Source organism: Pseudomonas sp. 8AS (genome assembly GCF_902506505.1).
Lineage (GTDB): Bacteria > Pseudomonadota > Gammaproteobacteria > Pseudomonadales > Pseudomonadaceae > Aquipseudomonas.
Genome location: NZ_LR733406.1, coordinates 3,601,193 through 3,622,015 on the forward strand (window position 1 = coordinate 3,601,193; position 20,823 = coordinate 3,622,015).

Here is a 20,823-nt window from a genome sequence, read left to right on the forward strand (position 1 = left end):
ATGAATGTCTTAATTCGCCAGGTCATGACCCCGAGCGGTAATCGCTGGCAGGTTTGCATGGATCAACACGGCGTCACCTTCCGCAGCGAGGCCGAGGCGCGCCACTTCGTCGTCACCCTGCAGGCCCGCCTGCAGGCGCCCCACCCCCTGCCCTGGCGCAACAGCCATCCGACACCGACGAGCAAGGTCGTACAAACCGCAGGCTGAGGCTCGCCAGGCAAGCCGCCCGCTTCTGCCACAGCCTGCGCCAGGCGCAGCGCGGATTCCCACGACGGCGCTCAGAACTCCAGGGACAGGCGCCGCGCATGGCGCGCCGTCAGCACCGCCAGCAGCACGGTCAGCCCTGCGCACAGGCCGATGACTGTCGCCATCGGCCGCGCCGTGCCGTCATGCAGCACGCCGACCAGACCCACCGCCCCCGCCGCCACAGTGAACTGCAGCGAGCCGATCAGCGCCGAGGCGCTACCGGCATGGCTGCCCTGCCCGGCCATGGCGCAGGCCGTGGCATTGGGCAGGATGCACGACAGGCTGGCGATGCAGATGAACAGCGGAATCAGCAGCGGCCACAGCGCCTGCGGCTGGGCCAGCGCCACGCCCAGCAGGGCGATGCCCGCCAGCAGGTAGACCCACACCGTGCGCTGCAGCCAGTGGCCGGGGCCGTGATGGCGCAGCAGCCAGCCGTTGAACTGGGCGGTGACGATGAAGCCGGCGGCGTTCAGGCCGAACAGCCAGCCGTAGTCCTGCGGCGACAGGCCGTAGAGGTCGATGAAGACGAAGGGCGAGCCGGCGATATAGGCGAACATCCCGGCCATGGCCACGCCGCCGGTCAGGCCGTGGCCGATCAGCTGCCAGTCGCCCAGCAGGCGCACGTAGCGCATCAACACCCCGCTCAGCGGCGCGTGCGGAGCCTCGGCCTTGAGGGTTTCCGGCAGCCAGAGCAGCACGGCCAGCAGGCACAGCGCACCGAACAGCATCAGGCCGTAGAAGATCGACTGCCAGCCGAACCACTCCAGCAGCACGCCGCCGCCCAGAGGCGCGAGGATCGGCGCCACGCCCATGACCAGCATCAGCTTGGAGAAGACCCGCGCCGAGGCCAGCGGGTCGCACAGGTCGCGCACCACTGCCCGGGAAATCGCCATCCCGGCGCAGCCGCCGAGGGCCTGGACGAAGCGCGCGATGATCAGCCCCTCCAGGCTCTGCGTCAGGGCACAGCCCAGCGAGGCCAGGGTGAACAGCAAAACGCCCGCCAGCAGCGGCCGCCGCCGGCCATAACGATCCGCCAGGGGCCCGTAGATCAGCTGGCCGATGGCAATGCCGGCGAAGTAGGACGCCAACGACAGCTGGATATGCTCGACATCGGTGGCGAAGGCCCGGGCCAGGGCCGGGAAGCTCGGCAGGTAGAAGTCGATGGCCATCGGCCCGAAGGCGCTGAGCGTGCCGAGAATCAGCAGGATGCGAAAGTTCATCAGGGTTCCACGGTGGCGCCGGCCACCAGGGCCGTGCGCCCGAACAGGAACGCCGCCCGCGGGTAGCGGGCGGCGTCGGGAACGACTGTCACGGGTGGGGGGCAGTCGTCGTGGGTTTCTTGCCGAACTTCGCCGCGGCGGATTCGACCAGCAGGTAGAACATCGGGATGACGAAGGTCGCCAGCAGGGTCGCCGCCAGCATGCCGCCGATCACCCCGGTGCCGATCGAGTGGCGACTGGCCGAACCGGCGCCGCTACTGATGGCCAGTGGCACGCAGCCGAGGATGAAGGCCAGCGAGGTCATCACGATCGGGCGGAAGCGCAGCTTGGCCGCTTCATAGGCCGACTCGAAGATGCCCTTGCCTTCGGCGCGCAGCAGCACGGCGAATTCGACGATGAGGATGGCGTTCTTCGCCGCCAGGCCGATCAGGGTGATCAGGCCGACCTGGAAGTACACGTCGTTCTGGATGCCGCGCAGCCACACCGCGAGGATCGCGCCGAACACCGCGAACGGCACCGCGGTGACCACCGCCAGCGGCAGGGTCCAGCGCTCGTACTGGGCGGCCAGGATGAGGAACACCATGATCAGGCCGAAGACGAAGGCGATGCTGCCCGAGCCCTGGGTGGCCAGTTCCTGGTAGGCCGAGCCGACCCAGCCGAGGCTGTAGTCGCTGCCGAGCACCTCGTCGGCCACTTCCTGCATGGCCGCCAGCGCCTGGCCGGAGCTGTAGCCCGGCGCCGGGGCGCCGAGCACCTTGGCCGAGGGGTAGACGTTGAAGCGCGCGTAGGTATCCGGGCCGAGGATGCGGCGTACCTTGATCAGGCTGGTCAGCGGCACCAGGTCGTTGCTGGTGCTGGAGCGCACGTAGACCTGCGACAGGTCCTCCGGCTTGCGGCGGAACTCCGACTCCGACTGCAGGCTGACCTGCCAGGTCCGACCATAGAGGGTGAAGTCGTTGACGTAGTAGCTGCCGAAGGTCGACTGCATGGCGGTGAACACATCGCTGATGGTCACCCCCAGTGCGCGCGCCTTGGTGCGGTCGAGGTCGATGTAGTACTGCGGCACGTTGGCGCTGAAGGTGCTCTGCACGCCGCCCAGCTCGGGGCGCTTGGCCGCCGCGGCGAGGAAGGCCTGGACCTTGCTGGCCATCTGCTCGACGCTGCCGCCGGAGCGATCCTGGATGTAGCCCTCGAAGCCGCCGGTGGTGCTCATGCCGGTGATCGGCGGCGGGTTGAAGCTCATCACCACGCCGTCCTTCTCGGTCATGCCCATGCCCATGAACTCGCGGGTCAGGTTGCGCGCGTCCAGTTCCGGCGTGGTGCGCTCGGACCAGTCCTTGAGCGGCACGAAGGACACCCCGGAGTTGGTGCGGTTGCCGAAGGTCAGCACGTCGAAACCGGCGAAGGTCACCACGTCCTGCACCGCCGGGTGCTTCATCAGCTGCTGGGTGAAGTCGGCGGTCAGCGCATCGGTGCGGTTGACCGAGGCCGCTGGCGGCAGGAAGTAGGCGTTGATCACGTAGCCCTGGTCTTCGTCCGGCACCAGCGAGCCCGGCACGCGGCTGAACAGGCCGATGGTCAGCGCAATCATCCCGCCGAACAGCAGCAGGCCCACCAGCGAGCGCTTGAGGAAGAACGCCACGCCGGCACTGTAGCCATCGGTGAGCCTGTCGAACACCCGGTTGAACCAGCGGAACGGCGCGGCCGGCTCGCTGTGGTCGGGCTTGAGCAGCAGGGCGCAGAGGGCCGGCGACAGGGTCAGGGCGACGATGCCGGAGATCACCACCGACACGGCGATGGTGATGGCGAACTGTTTGTACATCTCCCCCGCCAGGCCGCCGAGGAAGCCCACCGGGACGAACACCGCGCACAGCACCAGGACGATGGCGATGATCGGCCCGGTGACCTCCTCCATGGCCTTGATCGAAGCCTCGCGGGCATTCAGCTTCTCGGTGCGCATCACCCGCTCGACGTTCTCGATCACCACGATGGCGTCGTCCACCACGATGCCGATGGCCAGCACCAGGCCGAACAGAGTCAGCAGGTTGATCGAGAAGCCCAGGGCATACATGCCGGCGAAGGTGCCGATCAGCGACACCGGGATGGCCAGCACCGGGATCAGCGTGGCGCGCCAGTTCTGCAGGAACACGAACACCACCAGCACCACCAGCAGCAGCGCCTCGAAGAAGGTCTTGACCACCTCCTCGATGGAGATCTGCACGAACTTGGTGGTGTCGTAGGGAATCTTGTAGGTGATGCCGTCCGGGAAGCGTTCGGCCAGGCGCTTCATGGTCGTCTGCACCGCCTCGGCGGTATCCAGGGCGTTGGCGCCCGGCTGCAGGTAGATGCCGAAGGCGGCGTTCTGCTGGCCGTTGAGCGAGGTGACCAGGGAATAGTCCTGAGCGCCCAGCTCGATGCGCGCCACGTCCTTGAGCAGCAGGCTGGCGCCGGTTTCATCGGAGCGCAGGATCACGCTCTCGAACTCTTTCGGGTCCTTGAAACGGCCCTGGGTGGTCACCGTGTAGGTGAAGTCCTGGGCGGTCTGCAGCGGTTGCTGGCCGAAGCTGCCGGCGGCGAACTGCGAGTTCTGCTCGCGGATGGCGTTGACCACGTCGGTCGGCGTCAGGTTGTACTGCGCCAGCTTGTCCGGGCGCAGCCAGATGCGCATGGAGTAGTCCTTGGAACCGAACTGGCTGACGGCGCCGACGCCGGGCAGGCGCTTGAGCTCGTCGATCACGTTGATCAGCGCGTAGTTGGAGATCATCACCGGATCGCGGGAGTTGTCCGGCGAATACAGGGTGATCACCTGGAGAATGTCCGAAGACTTCTTCTCCACCTTGACCCCCTGGCGGCGCACCTCTTCCGGCAGCTTGGCCAGGGCGGCCTGCACCCGGTTGTTGACGTCGATGGTGGCCTGGTCGGGGTCGCGGCCCACCTCGAAGTACACCGACAGGCTCATGCTGCCGCTGCTGGCCGAGTTGGACAGCTGGTAGATCATGCCCTCGACGCCGTTGATCTGCTGCTCCAGCGGCGCGGCCACGGTTTCGGCGATGACCTGGGCGCTGGCGCCCGGGTAGCTGGCCGACACCGACACCTGCGGCGGCAGGATCTGCGGGTACTGGGCGACCGGCAGCGCGCGCATGGCGGCCAGGCCGCCGAGCAGGATGACGATGGAGATGACCGCGGCGAATACCGGGCGGTCGATGAAGAAACGTGAAATCACGGGTGGCGCTCCTTACGGCTTGGCGACTGCGGCCGCGTCGACCACCTTGACCGGGGTGTTGGGTCTGACCTTGGGCAGGCCCTCGACGATGATCCGCTCGCCAGCGGCGAGGCCGCTGTCCACGGCCCAGCGGCCGTCGGCGGTATGCGCGGTGGTCACCGGACGCGCGCGCGCCATGCCCTGCTCGTCCACCACGTAGACATAGGTACCGTTCGGCCCCTGGCCGATGGCCCGCTCGGGCACGGTAATGGCGTTGGGCTTGCTGATGCCCTTGAGCAACACGCGCACGAACTGCCCCGGCAACAGTGCCTGATCCGGGTTGGGCACCACGGCGCGGGCGCTGACGGTGCCGGTGCTGCGGTCGATCAGGCTGTCGGTGAAGTCGACCTTGCCTTCCAGCGGGTAGGTGCTGCCGTCGCCGAAGCGGATCTGCGCCACGTACTGCTCGCTGTCGCGCACCAGCTTGCCTTCCGCCAGGGCCTGGCGGATGCGCGCGTCCTCGCGATCGGGCAGGGCGAAGTTGACGTAGATGGGGTCGAGCTGGGTGATGTTGGTCAGCAGGCTGGCACTCGGGTCGCCGGCCACCATCAGGCTGCCTTCGGAGACCGTTTCCTTGCTGGTGATGCCGGAGATCGGCGCCTCCACCGTGGTGTAGTCGAGGTCGATCTGCTTGGACTGCACCTCGGCCTGGGCCGCCTCGATATTGGCCTTGCTCTGCTCGAAATTGGAGATGGCGTTGTCCAGCTCGCTCTCGCTGGCGAAGCCCTTCCTCTGCAGCTCGCGGATGCGCTTGAGGTCACGCTCGGTCTGCCGGTAGCGCGCCTGCTCCTGGGCCAGGGCGCCCTTGGCCCGGGCCAGGGCCGCCTGATAGGAGCGCGGGTCGATGCGGAACAGCACCTGCCCCTGCTTGACCCGGCTGCCTTCCAGGTAGGTGCGCTCCTGCAGGATGCCGCTGACCTGGGCGCGTACCTCTACCTCGCGGAAACCGGCGGTACGCGCGGCGTACTCCAGCACCAGCGGCAGCGACTCGGTCTTGGCCACTTCCACCACGACTTCCGGTGGCGGTGGGGTGCCGGCAGCCGGCTCGGCGGCCTCGGCAACGGTGCAGAGGAGCACGCTCAGGGCGCTGGCCTTGAGGGCGAAGGGAAGGTGGCGAAAAAGCATGAGGTCATCTCCGTGACGGCGCGGTCGCAGGCAGAGCCTGGAAAAGCTGCCATGCTAGTTACATACATTCATGCTTGTAAACACGACATCGGCAGCAAAATCATTACACTCTGTTCCCCAAACAAGAGCCTAGCCCCATTCCCTGGCCCCGCCATGCGCAGAACCAAAGAACAAGCCGAGCAGACCCGCAGCGCCATTTTGCTGGCCGCAGAACAGTTGTTTCTGGAAAAAGGCGTGGCCCACAGCACCCTGGAACAGATCGCCCAGGCGGCCGGGGTCACCCGCGGCGCGGTGTACTGGCACTTCCAGAACAAGGCCCATCTGTTCCACGAGATGCTCAGCCAGGTGCGCCTGCCGCCCGAACAGCTGACCGAGCGCCTGTGCGGCTGCGCCGACGGCGATGCCCTGCTGTCGCTGCGCGACCTGTGCATCGCGGCCATCGCCAACCTGGCCCGCGACGCGCAGAAGCAGCGCATCTTCACCATCCTCCTGCACCGCTGCGAATTCACCGCCGAACTGCGCGAGGCCGAAGAACGCCACACCGCCTTCATCAACCAGTTCATTAGCCTGGTGGAGGAGCTATTCGCCCGCGCCGACTGCCGGCCGCGCCTGCAGCCCGGGGTCACCCCGCGCCTGGCGGCACGGGCCCTGCACGCGCTGATCATCGGCCTGTTCACCGACTGGACGCGGGATCAGAGCCTGTTCGACCCGCTGCAGGATACCGCCGGCCTGATCGATGCCCAGCTGCGCGGCCTGGTGCGTGACTGGAACCCGCCCCGCCTGCCGTCAGACCCGGCTCTCGCCTAAGAACGGCTGCAGCCGCCCAGCACCGCCCACGGATCAGGCCGGCTCGGCGCCATAGCCCTCCTCGCGCACGGCCTGCAGCAACTGCTCCAGGCTCAGCCGGCTGGCCACGCGCACTTCGCCGGCCGCCAGGTCGACCTGCACCTCGGCGGCGCCGTCCAGCGCCTGCACGGCCTGGGTGATGGCGCGCACGCAATGCCCGCAGGACATGCCGGTGACTTTCAGAATCTGCATGGAATAACCCTCCTCGATTGACTGTAATGCCAGCATCCGGCTTGCCACCGTGGCAAGGTCAAGCACCGCGGCGAGCGGTCGATACACTGCAAGCCCACCAGGAGATCGCCATGCGCCCACTACTTGCCCTGTTCGCCGCCCTGCTCTGCGGCGCCCCGCCGAGTGCCGCGGAGCTGTCGCCGAGCCCCGCCTACTACGGCGTGCTGATCGTGGCCCGCGACCGCCTGGAAATCGCCACCCCCTGCGATGTCGGCGTCTACCTGCAGGATCGTCTGGCCGCCCGTTTGTATCAGGGCCAGTCGGCGTCCTTCAACCTGCCACCCGGCGAAGTCCGCATCCGCCTGGGTTACATGGGCGGGCTGGGCTGCGAGCCGAGCTTCGAGCAGCTGCGCAGCATGCCCGTGCAGATCCAGGCCGGCGTCGTGCAGCAATTGCGCATCGCCCTGGATGCCCGCAGCCTGACCCTGCTGCCGGTGCCGGCGCCGTAATCCGCCGCTTGACCTTGCCATGGGGTTAAGGTTGATCCTTGCGGCACTCGCCTTCAGGAGATCGCCATGACCAGCACCGCCCCCCTGACCCGCTTCGACCTGCCGATCGCCGGCATGACCTGCGCCAGCTGCGCCGGGCGCATCGAGCGGGCCCTCGGCAAACTGCCGGCTGTGCGCCAGGCCAGCGTCAACCTGGCCAGCGAGCGCGCCCAGGTCGAGGCGCCGGCGGGCAGCCTGCCCGGCCTGATCGAGGCGGTGCAGCAGGCCGGCTACTCGGTGCCGCTGCAGAGCATCGAGCTGAGCCTGGGCGGCATGACCTGCGCCAGCTGCGCCGGACGCATCGAGCGGGCCCTGGGCAAGGTCGCCGGGGTGCGCGCGGTCAGCGTCAACCTGGCCAGCGAGCGGGCGCGGGTCGAACTGCTGCAGGGCACCGCCGTGGCCAGCCTGATCGCCGCCGTGGAGGCCGCCGGCTACTCGGCGCGCCCGCTCGACAGCACGCCGCCGGCCGACCCGCAGGCCGCCCTGCGCCGCGAACGCCTGGCCGTGCTGCTGGCCATCGCGCTGGCCACCCCTCTCGTCGTGCCGATGCTGGCCGAGTGGGCCGGCCTGCACTGGATGCTGCCGGCCTGGGTGCAGTTCGCCCTGGCCACGCCGGTGCAGTTCATCCTCGGCGCGCGCTTCTATGTCGCCGCCTGGAAAGCCGTGCGCGCCGGCAGCGGCAACATGGACCTGCTGGTGGCCCTGGGCACCAGCGCCGGCTACGGCCTGAGCCTGTACCTGTGGGCCACGGCGCAGCACCAGGTGCCGCACCTGTATTTCGAGGCCTCGGCGGTGGTCATCGCCCTGGTGCTGCTCGGCAAGTACCTGGAAAGCCGCGCCAAGCGCCAGACCAGCGCGGCCATCCGCGCCCTCGAAGCCCTGCGCCCGGAGCGCGCGGTACGCCTGCGCGACGGGCGCGAGGAAGAAGTTGCGATCGGCGAACTGCACCTGGCCGACCTGGTGGTGGTCAGGCCCGGCGAGCGCTTCCCGGTCGACGGCGAGGTCATCGACGGCCACAGCCAGGCCGACGAGGCGCTGATCAGCGGCGAGAGCCTGCCGGTGAGCAAGGCCCCCGGCGACCGGGTCACCGGCGGCGCGATCAATGGCGAGGGCCGCCTGCTGGTACGCACCACCGCTTTGGGCGGGGAAACCGTGCTGGCGCGCATCATCCGCCTGGTCGAGGACGCCCAGGCGGCCAAGGCACCGATCCAGAAACTGGTGGACCGGGTCAGCGCGGTGTTCGTCCCGGCCGTGCTGCTGATCGCCGCGCTGACTCTGGCCGGCTGGCTGCTGGCCGGCGCCGGCCTGGAGCAGGCGCTGATCAACGCCGTGGCCGTGCTGGTGATCGCCTGCCCCTGCGCCCTCGGCCTGGCCACCCCCGCGGCGATCATGGCCGGCACCGGCGTGGCGGCGCGCCACGGCATCCTGATCAAGGACGCCGAGGCCCTGGAACTGGCGCACAAGGTCGGCGTGGTGGCCTTCGACAAGACCGGCACCCTCACCTCCGGACAGCCGCATATCGTCCACCTGGCCGCCGTGGCGGGGGACGAGGACGAACTGCTGCGCCTGGCCGGCGCCCTGCAGCAGGGCAGCGAACACCCGCTGGCGCATGCCGTGCTGCAGGCCGCCAGCGCCCGCCAGCTGCAATTGCCCAGCGTCAGCGCCAGCCAGGCCCTGAGCGGCCGCGGCACCCAGGGCCGGGTGGAGGATCGCCTACTGGCCCTGGGCAACCAGCGCCTGCGCGACGAACTGCAGCTGACGGCCGCCGGGCTGCAGGAGCAGGCCAGCGCCTGGGAGGCCGAAGGCCGCACCCTGTCCTGGCTGCTGGAATGCGCGCCGCAGCCGCGCGTGCTCGGCCTGCTGGCCTTTGGCGACAGCCTCAAGGCCGGCGCCGGCGAGGCGATCCAGGCCTTGCGCGCACGCGGCATCCACAGCCACCTGATCAGCGGCGACAACGCCGGCAGCGCCACCGCCGTGGGCCGTGCGCTGGGCATCGACCAGGTGCATGCCCAGGTATTGCCGGCGGACAAGGCCGCGCATATCGCCGCCCTCAAGCACGGCGGCACCACGGTGGCGATGGTCGGCGACGGCATCAACGACGCCCCGGCCCTGGCCGCCGCCGATGTCGGCATCGCCATGGGCGGCGGCACCGACGTGGCCATGCACGCGGCCGGCATCACCCTGATGCGCGGCGACCCGCGCCTGGTGCCGGCGGCGCTGGAAATCAGCCGGCGCACCTGGCGCAAGATCCAGCAGAACCTGTTCTGGGCCTTCGTCTACAACCTGGTGGGCATTCCGCTGGCGGCCTTCGGCCTGCTCAACCCGATGGTCGCCGGCGCGGCCATGGCCCTGTCCAGCGTCAGCGTGGTGAGCAACGCCCTGCTGCTCAAGCGCTGGCGGCCGAGCGAGGGGCAGCAGCCATGAATATCGGCCAGGCCGCCCGGCAATCCGGGCTCAGCACCAAGATGATCCGCTACTACGAGTCGATCGGCCTGCTGCGGCCGGCCGGGCGCAGCGCCAGCGGCTACCGCCTGTACGGCGAGCAGGACCTGCATGTGCTGGCCTTCATCAAGCGCTCGCGCGACCTGGGCTTCGCCCTGGAGGAAGTCGGCAAGCTGCTCACCCTGTGGCAGGACCGTGGCCGCGCCAGCGCCGACGTGAAGGCCCTGGCGCTGAGCCATATCGACACACTGAACCGCAAGATCGCCGAACTGAGCGCCCTGCGCGACACCCTCGACGAGCTGGCGCAGCACTGCCAGGGCGACCACCGGCCGGATTGCCCGATTCTCAGGGACCTGGAATCGGGCTGCTGCCAGAAGGGATAAGCAGGCGAATCAGAACCTGTTCAAAGTCTCGCGAGCTAGAGCCAGGCAAGGCGAGATCGGGCGAAGAAGCGCAGTTTACGAGTTGTAAATGGCATGACTCGTTTCACTCGCCCTTCGGGTCACGCTAAAGCGCGCTAGCGGCAAGCCGCTTTCTGAGCCCGATTTCAACGCAGCATGGCCGACGCGCAGCAGACTTTTAACAGGTTCTCAGGCCTGGGATTGCAGATAGTTCTGCAGGCCCACCCGGTCGATCAGGCCGAGCTGCTGCTCCAGCCAGTAGGCGTGGTCTTCCTCGGTGTCCTTGAGCTGCAGGGCGAGGATGTCGCGACTGACGTAATCCTGGTGCAGCTCGCACAGGGTGATGCCCTTGCTCAGCGCCTCGCGCACCTCGTATTCCAGCCGGAGGTCGGCGCGCAGCATGTCCGGCACGCTGGCGCCGGGCTGGATGGCCTTGGGCGTCATGTCCGGGGTGGCTTCGAGGAACAGGATGCGCTTGAGCAGGGCATCGGCGTGTTCGGTCTCCTCCTGCATCTCGTGATTGAGCCGTTCGTAGAGCTTGTCGAAGCCCCAGTCCTGGTACATCCGCGAATGCAGGAAATACTGGTCGCGGGCAGCGAGCTCACCGCGCAGCAGGTCTTTCAGGTATTCGATGACTTCAGCCTGGCCTTGCATGGGAGGTGTCCTTGGCAAACATGACGAATCAGAAGGACAAGCTTCGACCCCCTTGGCCCAATGGTCAAGAAGCCGCCGGCACGGAAACCCAGCCCCGCGCGCATCCGGTGGGCCGCGCCAGCGCCCGGCAAACCCCGCCGCTGCGGCTTGCTTATGGGCGGGCGGGATCGACGGGCACGCCAGCGCCGCGCCCGAACAACCCGGCCGGCAGCACGGTGATGGCCAGCCCGCCGAACACCAGGGCACAGGCCAGCCAACCCAAGGCGGTCAGGGCCTCGCCCAGCAGCAGCCAGCCGGCCAGCAGCCCGGACACCGGCACCGCCAGGGCGAACGGGGTGACCTGGCTGGCCGGGTAGCGGCGCAGCAGGAAACTCCAGATGGCGAAGCCCACCGTGGTGGCAAGGAAGGCGATGTACAGCAGCGCGCCGATCCCCGCCCAGCTGGCCTGGCTCAGCGCCGTGGCGATCGCCTGCGGGCCTTCGAACAGATAAGACAGCCCCAGCAGCGGCAAGGGCGGCACCAGGCTGACCCAGCAGATCAGGCGCAGCATGTCGGTCGCCCCGGAGCGCTTGGTGGCGATATTGGCGCAGGCCCAGGCCAGCGCCGCGGCGACCACCAGGGCGAAGGCCAGCAGGCTGTCACCCAGCGGCCGCTGCGCGCCGATCAGCAGCAGACCGCCGGCCGCCAGCAGCAGGCCGCACAGGGCACGCCGGCTGGGACGCTCGCCGAGCAGCACGGCGGCGATCAGCACGGTGAAGAACACCTGGCTCTGCAGCACCAGCGACGACAGCCCGGCCGGCATGCCCAGGTGCATGCCGACGAACAGCAGACCGAACTTGATCACCCCCAGCAGCAGGCCGATCTGCACGATGCGCCACAGCGGCGCCGGCAGCGGGCCGCGCAGGAACAGCAGCGGCAGCGCCGCCAGGGCGAAACGCAGGGCGCAGAACAGCAGCGGCGGGAAGTCCGCCAGGCCGACCTTGATCACCACGAAGTTGAGGCCCCAGATCAGGGTGACCAGCAGGGCCAGGCAGATATGCGAGGGGGTCATGGCGGGGCTCCGAAGAAACTCCCAGCACACTAGCAGCTGGTCGCCCGGCTTTCCCGGTACAGTTGCCGAGCAACAGCGCCAGGCCTGCCGATATCCTCAGGACACTGCCGCTCCCACAACAGCGCATGAGCGTCCGGGTTTGGCCAACCGCCAGAACAAAAACGCCCGCTATGCAGCGGGCGTTGCCATGAACAGCGATCAGCCGGCCCAGGGCGGCGGCGGTGGCTCGCCCTGCGGCGCATCCTCGGCGTTGCGCAGGGCTTCCAGGCGCGCCTGTTCGGCCAGGACGGCCTTGATCTCGCGCATCACCGCCTCGACGTCGGCCTCCTCCTCCGGCTCGTCGAACTCGCCGGTCAGCGGGCTCTCCGGGGTCAGCTTGCCGGCCTCGAACAGCGCCCACATCTCCTTGGCATACTTGGTATAGCGCAACTCTGGAGCGAACTGGCCGAAATATTCGGCCATGTTGCGCACATCGCGCTCGAGCATGGCAAAGGCATGGTTGTTCGCCGCAGCGTCCACCGCCTGCGGCAGGTCGATGATCACCGGTCCGTCCGGGCCGAGCAGCACGTTGAATTCGGAGAGGTCGCCATGGACCAGGCCGGCGCACAGCATCTTGACGATCTCACCAATCATGAAGCCATGGAATTCGCGGGCATCTTCGGGCAACAGCTCGACATCGTTCAGACGCGGCGCGGCATCGCCGTAACCATCGTCGACCATTTCCATGAGCAGCACGCCGTCCTGGTAGTCGTAGGGCTTGGGCACCCGCACGCCGGCGGCGGCCAGGCGGAACAGGGCGGCCACTTCGGCGTTCTGCCAGGCCTCCTCCTGCTCCTTGCGGCCATGCTTGCTGCCCTTGGCCATGGCCCGGGCGTCGCGGCTGTTGCGGGTCTTGCGGCCTTCCTGGTATTCGGCGGCCTGGCGGAAGCCACGCTTGTTGGCTTCCTTGTAGACCTTGGCGCAGCGCAGTTCGCTGCCGCAGCGCACGACATAGACAGCGGCTTCCTTGCCGCTCATCAGCGGACGGATCACCTCGTCGATCAAACCATCTTCAAGCACGGGTTCCAGGCGTTTCGGGGTCTTCATTGCGCGGGCTTAGGGTCCTGTCGAAAAGGCGGCGTGAAAGCCTGTCGTTATACGGCAATCCGGCGTTCTCGCACAGATTAGGGTCTGTTCCCGGTTTGTTCACGAAACGCAAACAGCCCCTAACGGACCAGCAGGCTACGCCGCAGGGCCTCGATGGCATAGCGCACCTTGGCCGGCTGGGCGTCGCGGCGCGGGGTGACCAGATGAATGCCCAGTGGCGCCGCCTGCCAGGCCGGCAGCAGCGCCAGCAGCTCGCCCCGGGCCAGCAGCTCGCGGATCTCCGGCTCCGGCTGCAGGGACACGCCCATGCCGGCCAGGGTGAACTGGCGCACCGAGAGGATGTTGTTGCACGCCACCCGGCTCTCGATGCGCAGGCGCTGCACCGCGCCGCCCGGGCCGTGCAGGGTCACCTGCTGCCAGCGCTCGGTGTTCAGGCTGAGCCAGTCCAGGCCGAGCAACTGCTGCGGGCCCTCGATCGGGCCGCAGCGCGCCAGGTAGGCCGGGGCGGCGCACAGCAGCATGCGCCAGTCGGCCACATGGCGGGCCACCAGGCTGGAGTCTTCCTGCTGACCGACGCGGATGGCCAGGTCGATGCGCTGCTCGATCAGGTCGATCAGCTCGTCGTGGAAGAACAGCCGCAGGCTCAGCTTGGGATGGGCACGCAGCAGCGGCGCCAGCGCTTCGCTGAGCAGCTGGCCGGGCAGGCCCACCGGCGCGGCGATGCGCAACTCACCCACCGGCGCATCGCGCAACTCGGCCAGGCGCTGCTCGGCCTGCTGGGCCAGGGCCAGCACCTGGGCGCAGCTCTCGTAGAAGCTGGCGCCTGCCTCGCTCAGGGTCAGCTTGCGCGTGGTGCGGTGCAGCAGGCTGACCTGGGTGAGTTCCTCCAGCTTGCGGATCTGCTGGCTGACGGCCGAAGGGGTCATGCCCAGGGCCTCGGCGGCGCCGACCATGGAACCCTTGTCGACCACCGTGGCGAACAGCGCCATGCGCTTGAGCTGCTCCATTATTAAGCCCTGCTTAATTGTCTAAGCCGATTAAGGCGCTTTTTCTCGGCTTTATCCAGCGGTGATTATCCATTCACCCCCACTCACCGAGGATGCCCCCATGAAACTCGCCCTGATCGGCGCCACCGGCTATGTCGGCGCGGCCCTGCTCGAAGAAGCCCTCAGCCGCGGCCACCAGGTCACCGCCCTGGTCCGCAACCCGCAGAAGCTGCCGCAGCACCCGCTGCTCACCGCCGTGCAGGCCGACGTGCATGACGTGGCCACGCTGAGCAAGCAGCTGCGCGGCCACGATGCCGTGCTCAGCGCCTTCAACCCCGGCTGGGGCAGCGCCGACATCCGCCAGCAGTTCATCGCCGGCAGCCAGGCCATCGTCACCGCGACCAAGGCCGCCGGCGTCGCGCGCCTGCTGGTGGTCGGCGGCGCCGGCAGCCTGTATGTGGCGCCGGGCCTGCAACTGATCGACACGCCGAACTTCCCCGCCGAGTACAAGGAAGGCGCCGAAGGCGCGCGCCAGCTGCTCAACCAGTTGCGCGAAGAACAGCAGCTGCAGTGGACCTTCCTCTCCCCCGCCGCCCTGCTGCAACCGGGGCCGCGCACCGGGCACTTCCGCCTCGGTGGCGAGCAACTGCTGATGAACGGCGACGCCCCCGCGCAGATCTCGGTGGCCGACCTGGCGGTGGCCCTGCTCGATGAGACCGAGCAGCCGCAGTACATCCGCCAGCGCTTCACCGTGGCGTATTGAGATGAACAGTGGCGCGGGCAGCCGGGCGCCCCGCCCGCTCAGTCGGCCGGCAGGGTCATCTCGATGTTTTCCCCCAGCGACTCCTCCAGGCGCTGCAGCTCGCAATGGATCGACGCCGCATCGTCGGCCAGGCGCGCGGCGATGCCGGCGAAGGCGTCGGCCGCCTCGATGAAGGCCAGCACTACAGAGGGATCGAAGCGCGTGCCGCTGGCCGCGCTGATCTGCCTGAGTGCCTCGGCGTGGCTCACCGGCTGCCGGTAGGGATGGCGGCTGGTCAGCTCCTCGTAGCAGCCGACCACGGCCATCAGCCGCGCGGCCAGGGGGATCTGCTCGCCGCGCAGGCCTTGCGGGTAGCCGCTGCCGTCCCAGTGCTCGTGCTGGCTGTAGACGATGTCGCGGGCATCGCGCAGGAAGTCGGTGCCGCTGTCCAGCTTCGACTCCGCCGCCAGCAAGGCATCGCGCCCGGCCTCGGCGTGGCGGTGCAGCAGTTGCAGGTCGGCGCCCTGCAGCGGCCCCGGGCTGAGCAGGATGCGATCCGGCAGGATCAGCTTGCCGATGCCATGCAGCAGCGCCGCCTTGCCCAGCCGGGCGATGCGCTCGCCGCCGAGCTCGGCGGCCAGGATCGGCTGCTGGCGGGCCAGCGCCGCGGCCAGGGTGCACATGTAGGGTTCGATCCGCGCCAGGTGCCTGCCGCAGGGGTTGTCGCGCATCGCCGCCAGGCTGGCCATGGCCTCGATGGTCACGTCCTGCAGGCGCTGCATGTCGCGGGTGCGCCGGCGCACCTCCAGCTCCAGGTACTCGCTCTTGTCGCGCAGGAAGTCGTTGCTGGCCTTGAGCTGCAGCTGCGCCTGCACGCGGGCGAGGACGATGGGCGGGCTGATCGGCTTGGTGATGTAGTCCACCGCGCCCAGGTCGAAGCCCTGCTGCTCGTCGGCCGACTCGCTCCTGGCGGTGAGGAACACCACCGGGATGTCCGCCGTGGCCGGGTCGGCCTTGAGCCGCCGGCAGACTTCATGACCGTCCATCTCCGGCATCATGATGTCGAGCAGGATCAGGTCCGGCCGCGAGCTGCCGGCAGCGATGCGCAGGGCCTTGGCGCCGCTGCTGGCGACCTTGACCCGGTAGCGGCCGAGCAACAGCTCGCTCATCAGTTGCAGATTCTCCGGCGTATCATCCACCACCAGCACCAGAGGCTGGTCCGGCCGATCGAGCATGTCGTCCATTTGCCGCTCCCCATCAAAGCATCAATTGCCGCTGCCGGGCGCCATCGCGCAGCAGGGCCTGGGCCCGTTCGAAATCGAAACCGCGCACCGCCGTGGCCAGGGCTCCGTAGTCTTCATTAAAGGCGCTGCGCAGCAGTTCGGCATGCTCATCGAAGACTTTCCCGGCGCGCGGGTCGTCCGCGTCGAACAGCCGCTGCAACCGGCGGCACAGCGCCAGCAGCTGCCCCGGATCGACCGCCAGCGCGGCCGCAGGGGCGGCCGGCTGCTGGGCCAGAATGGCCGCGACCAGCTCCGCCAGGCTGCTTTCCAGCTCGGCCAGCAGCCCTTCCAGCTCGGCCGATCGGCCCTCACCGAGCGCGCGTTCCAGCGCCGCGGCCTGGGCCGCCAGAGTGGTGGCGCCGAGGTTGCCGGCCAGGCCCTTGAGGCTGTGCACCAGGCGCTCGGCATCGGCGCTGGCGCCGGCAGCCAGGGCGGCGCGCAGCCGGGAGGGGAAATCGCCCTGGCTGGCGGCGAAGCGGCCGAGCAGGCGCAGGTACGCCGCCGGCTGGCCCAGCACCCGGCGCAGGCCGCTGGCCACATCCACCCCGGGCAGTTGCAGGTCGATGGCCGGTGCCGCCGGTTCAGGCGTCGACTGCACCGCCGCAGCCCCCTCGGGCAGCCAGCGGCGCAAGGTCGCCCACAGCTGGTCGGGGTCGATCGGCTTGCCCAGGTGGTCGTTCATCCCGGCCGCCAGGCAGCGCTCGCGGTCGGCGGGCATGGCGTTGGCGGTCATCGCCACGATCGGCAGCGCGGCAAAGCGCGCCTCGCCGCGGATCGCCGCGGTGCAGGCCAGGCCGTCCAGCACCGGCATCTGCATGTCCATCAGTACCAGGGCGTAGTGGCCGTCGGCGGCGCCGCGCAGCAGGTCGAGGGCGATGCCACCGTGTTCGGCCTGGTCGATCGCCAGGCCGCTTTCCCGCAGCAGGCCGCAGGCCACTTCGCGGTTCAGCTCGTTGTCCTCCACCAGCAGCACACGCTGGCCGGCGAAGTTCGGCACCTGCGCGCCGACCGCCAGCCGCCCGCCGCCGGCGGCGGGTGCCTCGCCGCCGAGGCTGCGGATCACCGCATCGAACAGCAGCGAGGGATTCAGCGGCTTGAGCAGCACATCCTCGATGCCGGCCCGCTGCGCGCCCAGCAGCACGTCCTCGCGCCCGTGGGCGGTGACCATCAGCAGGTGCGGCGCCGGCTGCAGGCCCAGTTCGAGCAGGCGGCGGGCGGTTTCCAGGCCATCCATGGCGGGCATCTGCCAGTCCAGCAGCACCAGCTCGAACGGCTGCCCCTGCTGCGCCGCCAGCGCCACCTGGCGCAACGCGGCGCGGCCGCCGTCCACCGCCTCGACGCGAAAGTTCATGCTTTCCAGCAGCTCGCGCAACACCTGGCGGGCGCTGGCGTTGTCGTCCACCACCAGCACCCGCCGGCCGCGCAGGTCGGCCTGGGCCAACAGGCGCTGGCCCTGCTGGCGGGCGATGCCCAGCGGCAGCCGGCACCAGAACAGGCTGCCGCGCCCCGCCTGGCTCTGCACCCCGACGCGGCCGCCCATGGCCTCGGCCAGGCTCTTGCAGATCGCCAGCCCCAGCCCGGTGCCGCCGTACTTGCGGGTGGTCGAGCTGTCGGCCTGCTGGAAGGACTCGAACAACCGGCCCATCTGCTCCTCCGTCAGGCCGATGCCGGTGTCGCGCACCGCCAGGTACAGGTCGAGGTGCTCGCTGCCCAGGCGTTCGGCACGCAGGATCACCTCGATCTCGCCGCGTTCGGTGAACTTCACCGCGTTGTTGGCGAAGTTGATCAGGATCTGCCCCAGCCGCAGCGGGTCGCCGACCAGCTGCTGCGGCAGCTCCGGGTCGAGGTTGAACACCAGCTCCAGGCCCTTGCTCGCCACCTTGTCGCCGAGCAGGTTGGCCAGGTTCTCCAGCACCTGCTGCAGGTCGAAGTCGATGCACTCGATGTTCAGCTTGCCAGCCTCGATCTTGGAGAAGTCGAGGATGTCGTTGATGATCCCCAGCAGGTGCTGGCCGGCCTGCTGGATCTTGCCCAGGTAGTCGCGCTGGCGCGGGTTGAGCTCGGTCTTCAGGGCCAGGTGCGACATGCCGATGATGGCGTTCATCGGCGTGCGGATCTCGTGGCTCATGTTGGCCAGGAAGTCCGACTTCAGCCGCGCCGCCTCCTCGGCCAGCTCCTTGGCCTTGGCCAGTTCGGCCTCGGTCTGCTTGCGCACGGTGATGTCGCGGCTGACCCCGACCAGCCCCAGCAGCAGGCCGCGTTCATCGGCGAACGGCGTGCGCAGGGTGTTGAACACCGCGCGCCGGCCATCCGGGTAGAGCGCCCAGCCTTCGCTCTCGTAGGGGCCGGTCCAGTTCAGCGCGGCGAGGTCGTGCTCGGTGCGCATCGCCGCCCACTCCGGTTCGAGCAGTGCCTCGTCGCGCTTGCCGATGACCGCCTCGCGGCTGTGGCCGAACAGTTCGGCGCAGGCCTGGTTGATGCCCAGGTAGCGGCCCTCGGCGTCCTTGAACCAGATCGGGTCGGGAATCGCGTTGATCAGCGCCAGCAGGGTGCTGCGCTGGCGCTGCGCCTCGGCCTCGGCGCGCTGGCGCTCGGCGATCTGCACGGCCAGGCGGCGGTTCCACAGCAGGACGAAGCCGACCAGCGCCAGCAAGCCGAGCAGGTAGGGCCAGCCGACCTGCAGCAGGCGCCGCCAGTTGAAGGCGGTGAGCGGCGGCAGCCAGCGTTCCTTGATCGCCTCGCGCTCGGCCTGGCTGACCTGCGCCAGGGCCTGGTCGAGCAGGCCGACCAGTTGCGGCCAGTCGGGGCGCACGGCGAAGCGCAGCTCGCTGGTGGACAGCCCGGTCTCGCCGCGCAGCTCCAGGTTGGTCAGGTTCAGCTCGCGGATCAGGTAGCTGGCGACGATCATGTCGCCGACATAGGCATCGGCGCGCCCGGACGACACCGCGCGCAGGGCCGCCTCGCTGTCCGCCACCTCCAGCAGGCGCACGTCCGCCACCTGGTCGCGCAGCGCCTGCTGCAGCACGTAGCCCCGCTCGATGGCCACCCGCCGCCCGGCCAGGTCGCCGATACGCTGCACCGCCACCTCGGCGCGGGTGAAGATCAGGCTGCTGCTGGTCAGGTAGGGTTCGCTGAAGGCCAGGTAGGCCGAGCGCTCGGGGGTCTTGGCCACCGACGGCAGCAGGTCGACCCGGCCGGCGCGCAGGGCCTTGAGCGCGGCGTCCCAGTCATCCAGCAGCACCGGCTCGAAGCGCAAGCCCAGGCGCTGACCGAGCAGCGCCAGGTAGTCGCCGCTGAGGCCGGTATGCCGGCCCTGCTGGTCCAGCACATCGAAGGGCGCCCAGCCCGCGCGCTCGATGCCGACGCGGATGCGCGGATGCTCGCGGACCCAGGCCTGCTGCTCTGCGCTCAGCGGCGGCGCGGCCGGCGCGCTCAAGGGCAGCAGGCAGAACAACAGCAACCACAGACGCAGCATGGGCCCCTCCTTGCGCATAACGGACTCGCTCAGCTTAGCCAGTGCTTTGAAAGTCAGATGTGCATTGGCAGCACCGGCCGGCGGGCCGACAATCAGCCCATGCTCATTGAGGACAGCGCCATGCCCGATCCCGACCGCTGCTGGCAAGCCGTTTGCGAGCGCGATGCCGCGCAGGACGGCCGCTTCGTCTTCGCCGTGCGCAGCACCGGCATCTACTGTCGGCCGAGCTGCCCGGCGCGCCGGCCGAAACGCGAGAACGTCAGCTTCCACGCCGATGCCGGCGCGGCCGAGGCGGCCGGCTTTCGCCCGTGCCGGCGCTGCTCGCCCCAGGGGCAGAGCCCGGCCGAGCAGCTCGACGCCCTGGTGATCGCCGCCTGCCAGCTGCTGGAGCGCAGTGAACAGCCCCTGACCCTGGACCAGCTGGCGGCGCGCATCGGCCTGTCCGCCTCGCACCTGGCCCGCGCGTTCAAGGCGCGCACCGGCCTGACGCCACGAGCCTGGGCCGCCGCGCGGCGGCGCGAACGCCTGGACGCCGGCCTGGCCCAGGCCGGCTCGGTGCTGCAGGCGGCGCTGGACGCCGGTTACTGCGGCACCCGCGCGCTGTACCAGCAAAGCGGCGCGCTGAGCCCGGCGCGGCGCCGCCGGCAGGGCGCAGGGGAAAGCCTGCGCTACGCCATCGCCCCCTGCCCGCTGGGCCTGCTGCTGCTCGCCGCCAGCGCGAAAGGCGCCTGCGCCCTGCTGTTCGGCGACGACGAAGCCGCCCTGCTGGGCGAGCTGGGCGAGCGCTTCGCCGCCGCCGAGCTGCGCCGCGACCAGGCCGGCCTGCAGCCCTGGCTGGCCGCCGTGGTGGCGCAGATCGAGGAGCCGGCGCGCGCCGCCCGGCTGCCGCTGGACCTGCGCGGCACGGCCTTCCAGCAGCAGGTGTGGCAGGCCCTATGCGGCATTCCCGCCGGGCAGACGCGGCGCTACGGCGAGCTGGCCGAGCAGCTCGGCAGCCACCCCCGCGCCGTGGCCCGCGCCTGCGCCAGCAACCCGCTGGGCCTGCTGGTGCCCTGCCACCGGGTGGTCGGCGCCGGCGGCAGCCTCGGCGGCTACCGCTGGGGCGTGCCGCGCAAGGCCGCGCTGCTGAAAAAGGAAGGCGCCCCCGTTGACTCGTAGGGTGCGCCGCGCGCACCAACACGCCACGCATGGGACTCTGGCGCCCACCCTACGGCGAGCCTGTTCGCCAACGCGGGCTTGCGACGCGCACGCTTCGGGCCGAAGCTATGCGCCCTGAACGGAGCCC

General features: G+C 69.5%; 17 protein-coding genes. 7 read left to right on the forward strand and 10 right to left on the reverse strand.

Translation table 11 applies throughout. The features are described 5' to 3' along the window. Window positions 1-207, forward strand: a complete 207-nt coding sequence (locus GV001_RS16850; RefSeq protein WP_160081899.1) for a hypothetical protein — start codon at window positions 1-3, stop codon at window positions 205-207. Window positions 208-278: 71 nt separating this feature from the next. Here the strand turns inward: GV001_RS16850 and GV001_RS16855 are convergent, their stop codons facing one another. From GV001_RS16855 to GV001_RS16865, 3 genes are all read right to left on the reverse strand, one after another. Next, window positions 279-1,466, reverse strand: a complete 1,188-nt coding sequence (locus GV001_RS16855) for a Bcr/CflA family multidrug efflux MFS transporter (protein WP_160081901.1) — start codon at window positions 1,464-1,466, stop codon at window positions 279-281. Between the two features lie 88 nt (window positions 1,467-1,554). Further along, window positions 1,555-4,689 carry an efflux RND transporter permease subunit gene (locus tag GV001_RS16860; protein WP_160081903.1) on the reverse strand — a complete coding sequence of 1,045 codons (3,135 nt, stop codon included), beginning with the start codon at window positions 4,687-4,689 and terminating at the stop codon, window positions 1,555-1,557. 12 nt (window positions 4,690-4,701) lie between these two features. Then, a complete protein-coding gene (locus tag GV001_RS16865) occupies window positions 4,702-5,853 on the reverse strand; it encodes an efflux RND transporter periplasmic adaptor subunit (RefSeq protein WP_160081905.1) in 1,152 nt (383 codons plus the stop codon). A 153-nt stretch (window positions 5,854-6,006) separates the two neighbouring features. Between GV001_RS16865 and GV001_RS16870 the strand changes: the two genes are divergently transcribed. After that, window positions 6,007-6,660: a TetR family transcriptional regulator gene (locus GV001_RS16870; RefSeq protein WP_160081907.1), complete on the forward strand. Its 654-nt coding sequence runs from the start codon at window positions 6,007-6,009 to the stop codon at window positions 6,658-6,660. Window positions 6,661-6,693: 33 nt separating this feature from the next. Here GV001_RS16870 and GV001_RS16875 read toward each other — a convergent pair whose 3' ends face one another. Then, window positions 6,694-6,891 carry a heavy-metal-associated domain-containing protein gene (locus GV001_RS16875; protein ID WP_160081909.1) on the reverse strand — a complete coding sequence of 66 codons (198 nt, stop codon included), beginning with the start codon at window positions 6,889-6,891 and terminating at the stop codon, window positions 6,694-6,696. Between the two features lie 110 nt (window positions 6,892-7,001). Between GV001_RS16875 and GV001_RS16880 the strand changes: the two genes are divergently transcribed. From GV001_RS16880 to cueR, 3 genes are all read left to right on the forward strand, one after another. Beyond that, window positions 7,002-7,379 (forward strand): hypothetical protein, encoded by a 378-nt coding sequence (locus GV001_RS16880; protein WP_160081911.1) that lies wholly within the window; start codon window positions 7,002-7,004, stop codon window positions 7,377-7,379. 66 nt (window positions 7,380-7,445) lie between these two features. Then, a complete protein-coding gene (locus GV001_RS16885) occupies window positions 7,446-9,842 on the forward strand; it encodes a heavy metal translocating P-type ATPase (RefSeq protein ID WP_160081913.1) in 2,397 nt (798 codons plus the stop codon). Continuing rightward, the gene (gene cueR, locus GV001_RS16890; RefSeq protein WP_160081915.1) at window positions 9,839-10,243 is read left to right on the forward strand and encodes a Cu(I)-responsive transcriptional regulator; all 405 of its coding nucleotides are present in this window, start codon (window positions 9,839-9,841) and stop codon (window positions 10,241-10,243) included. Before GV001_RS16885 ends, cueR begins: the two co-directional genes overlap by 4 nt. Window positions 10,244-10,450: 207 nt before the next feature. Here the strand turns inward: cueR and bfr are convergent, their stop codons facing one another. The 4 genes from bfr to GV001_RS16910 all read right to left on the reverse strand — a co-directional run bounded on the left by bfr (window position 10,451) and on the right by GV001_RS16910 (window position 14,059). Next, window positions 10,451-10,915, reverse strand: coding sequence for a bacterioferritin (gene bfr, locus GV001_RS16895; RefSeq protein ID WP_160081917.1), 465 nt, complete (start codon window positions 10,913-10,915; stop codon window positions 10,451-10,453). A gap of 151 nt (window positions 10,916-11,066) precedes the next feature. Continuing rightward, window positions 11,067-11,966: an EamA family transporter gene (locus tag GV001_RS16900; protein WP_160081919.1), complete on the reverse strand. Its 900-nt coding sequence runs from the start codon at window positions 11,964-11,966 to the stop codon at window positions 11,067-11,069. Window positions 11,967-12,164: 198 nt separating this feature from the next. Continuing rightward, entirely contained in the window at window positions 12,165-13,052 is an 888-nt protein-coding gene (locus GV001_RS16905; protein WP_160081921.1) for a PA4780 family RIO1-like protein kinase, read from the reverse strand. 119 nt (window positions 13,053-13,171) lie between these two features. After that, window positions 13,172-14,059 (reverse strand): LysR family transcriptional regulator, encoded by an 888-nt coding sequence (locus tag GV001_RS16910; RefSeq protein WP_160081923.1) that lies wholly within the window; start codon window positions 14,057-14,059, stop codon window positions 13,172-13,174. Between the two features lie 100 nt (window positions 14,060-14,159). Between GV001_RS16910 and GV001_RS16915 the strand changes: the two genes are divergently transcribed. Continuing rightward, complete coding sequence (locus GV001_RS16915) at window positions 14,160-14,801, forward strand: NAD(P)-dependent oxidoreductase (RefSeq protein WP_160081925.1); 642 nt, start codon at window positions 14,160-14,162, stop codon at window positions 14,799-14,801. A 38-nt stretch (window positions 14,802-14,839) separates the two neighbouring features. Here the strand turns inward: GV001_RS16915 and GV001_RS16920 are convergent, their stop codons facing one another. Next, window positions 14,840-16,024, reverse strand: coding sequence for a two-component system response regulator (locus GV001_RS16920; RefSeq protein ID WP_160081927.1), 1,185 nt, complete (start codon window positions 16,022-16,024; stop codon window positions 14,840-14,842). Between the two features lie 13 nt (window positions 16,025-16,037). Next, entirely contained in the window at window positions 16,038-19,538 is a 3,501-nt protein-coding gene (locus GV001_RS16925; RefSeq protein ID WP_160081929.1) for a response regulator, read from the reverse strand. A 120-nt stretch (window positions 19,539-19,658) separates the two neighbouring features. On the opposite strand from GV001_RS16925, the gene ada reads away from it, so the two are divergent. Then, window positions 19,659-20,696 carry a bifunctional DNA-binding transcriptional regulator/O6-methylguanine-DNA methyltransferase Ada gene (gene ada, locus GV001_RS16930; RefSeq protein ID WP_160081931.1) on the forward strand — a complete coding sequence of 346 codons (1,038 nt, stop codon included), beginning with the start codon at window positions 19,659-19,661 and terminating at the stop codon, window positions 20,694-20,696. Window positions 20,697-20,823 lie beyond the last annotated feature (127 nt).

Coding starts and splice junctions, on each gene's coding strand:
- GV001_RS16915 (WP_160081925.1), top strand. CDS start 14,160: ATGAAACTCGCCCTGATCGGCGCCACCGGCTATGTCGGCGCGGCCCTG.
- GV001_RS16925 (WP_160081929.1), bottom strand. CDS start 19,538: ATGCTGCGTCTGTGGTTGCTGTTGTTCTGCCTGCTGCCCTTGAGCGCG.
- GV001_RS16870 (WP_160081907.1), top strand. CDS start 6,007: ATGCGCAGAACCAAAGAACAAGCCGAGCAGACCCGCAGCGCCATTTTG.
- cueR (WP_160081915.1), top strand. CDS start 9,839: ATGAATATCGGCCAGGCCGCCCGGCAATCCGGGCTCAGCACCAAGATG.
- GV001_RS16905 (WP_160081921.1), bottom strand. CDS start 13,052: ATGAAGACCCCGAAACGCCTGGAACCCGTGCTTGAAGATGGTTTGATC.
- GV001_RS16855 (WP_160081901.1), bottom strand. CDS start 1,466: ATGAACTTTCGCATCCTGCTGATTCTCGGCACGCTCAGCGCCTTCGGG.
- GV001_RS16900 (WP_160081919.1), bottom strand. CDS start 11,966: ATGACCCCCTCGCATATCTGCCTGGCCCTGCTGGTCACCCTGATCTGG.
- GV001_RS16885 (WP_160081913.1), top strand. CDS start 7,446: ATGACCAGCACCGCCCCCCTGACCCGCTTCGACCTGCCGATCGCCGGC.
- GV001_RS16850 (WP_160081899.1), top strand. CDS start 1: ATGAATGTCTTAATTCGCCAGGTCATGACCCCGAGCGGTAATCGCTGG.
- GV001_RS16910 (WP_160081923.1), bottom strand. CDS start 14,059: ATGGAGCAGCTCAAGCGCATGGCGCTGTTCGCCACGGTGGTCGACAAG.
- GV001_RS16920 (WP_160081927.1), bottom strand. CDS start 16,024: ATGGACGACATGCTCGATCGGCCGGACCAGCCTCTGGTGCTGGTGGTG.
- GV001_RS16865 (WP_160081905.1), bottom strand. CDS start 5,853: ATGCTTTTTCGCCACCTTCCCTTCGCCCTCAAGGCCAGCGCCCTGAGC.
- ada (WP_160081931.1), top strand. CDS start 19,659: ATGCCCGATCCCGACCGCTGCTGGCAAGCCGTTTGCGAGCGCGATGCC.
- GV001_RS16880 (WP_160081911.1), top strand. CDS start 7,002: ATGCGCCCACTACTTGCCCTGTTCGCCGCCCTGCTCTGCGGCGCCCCG.
- bfr (WP_160081917.1), bottom strand. CDS start 10,915: ATGCAAGGCCAGGCTGAAGTCATCGAATACCTGAAAGACCTGCTGCGC.
- GV001_RS16875 (WP_160081909.1), bottom strand. CDS start 6,891: ATGCAGATTCTGAAAGTCACCGGCATGTCCTGCGGGCATTGCGTGCGC.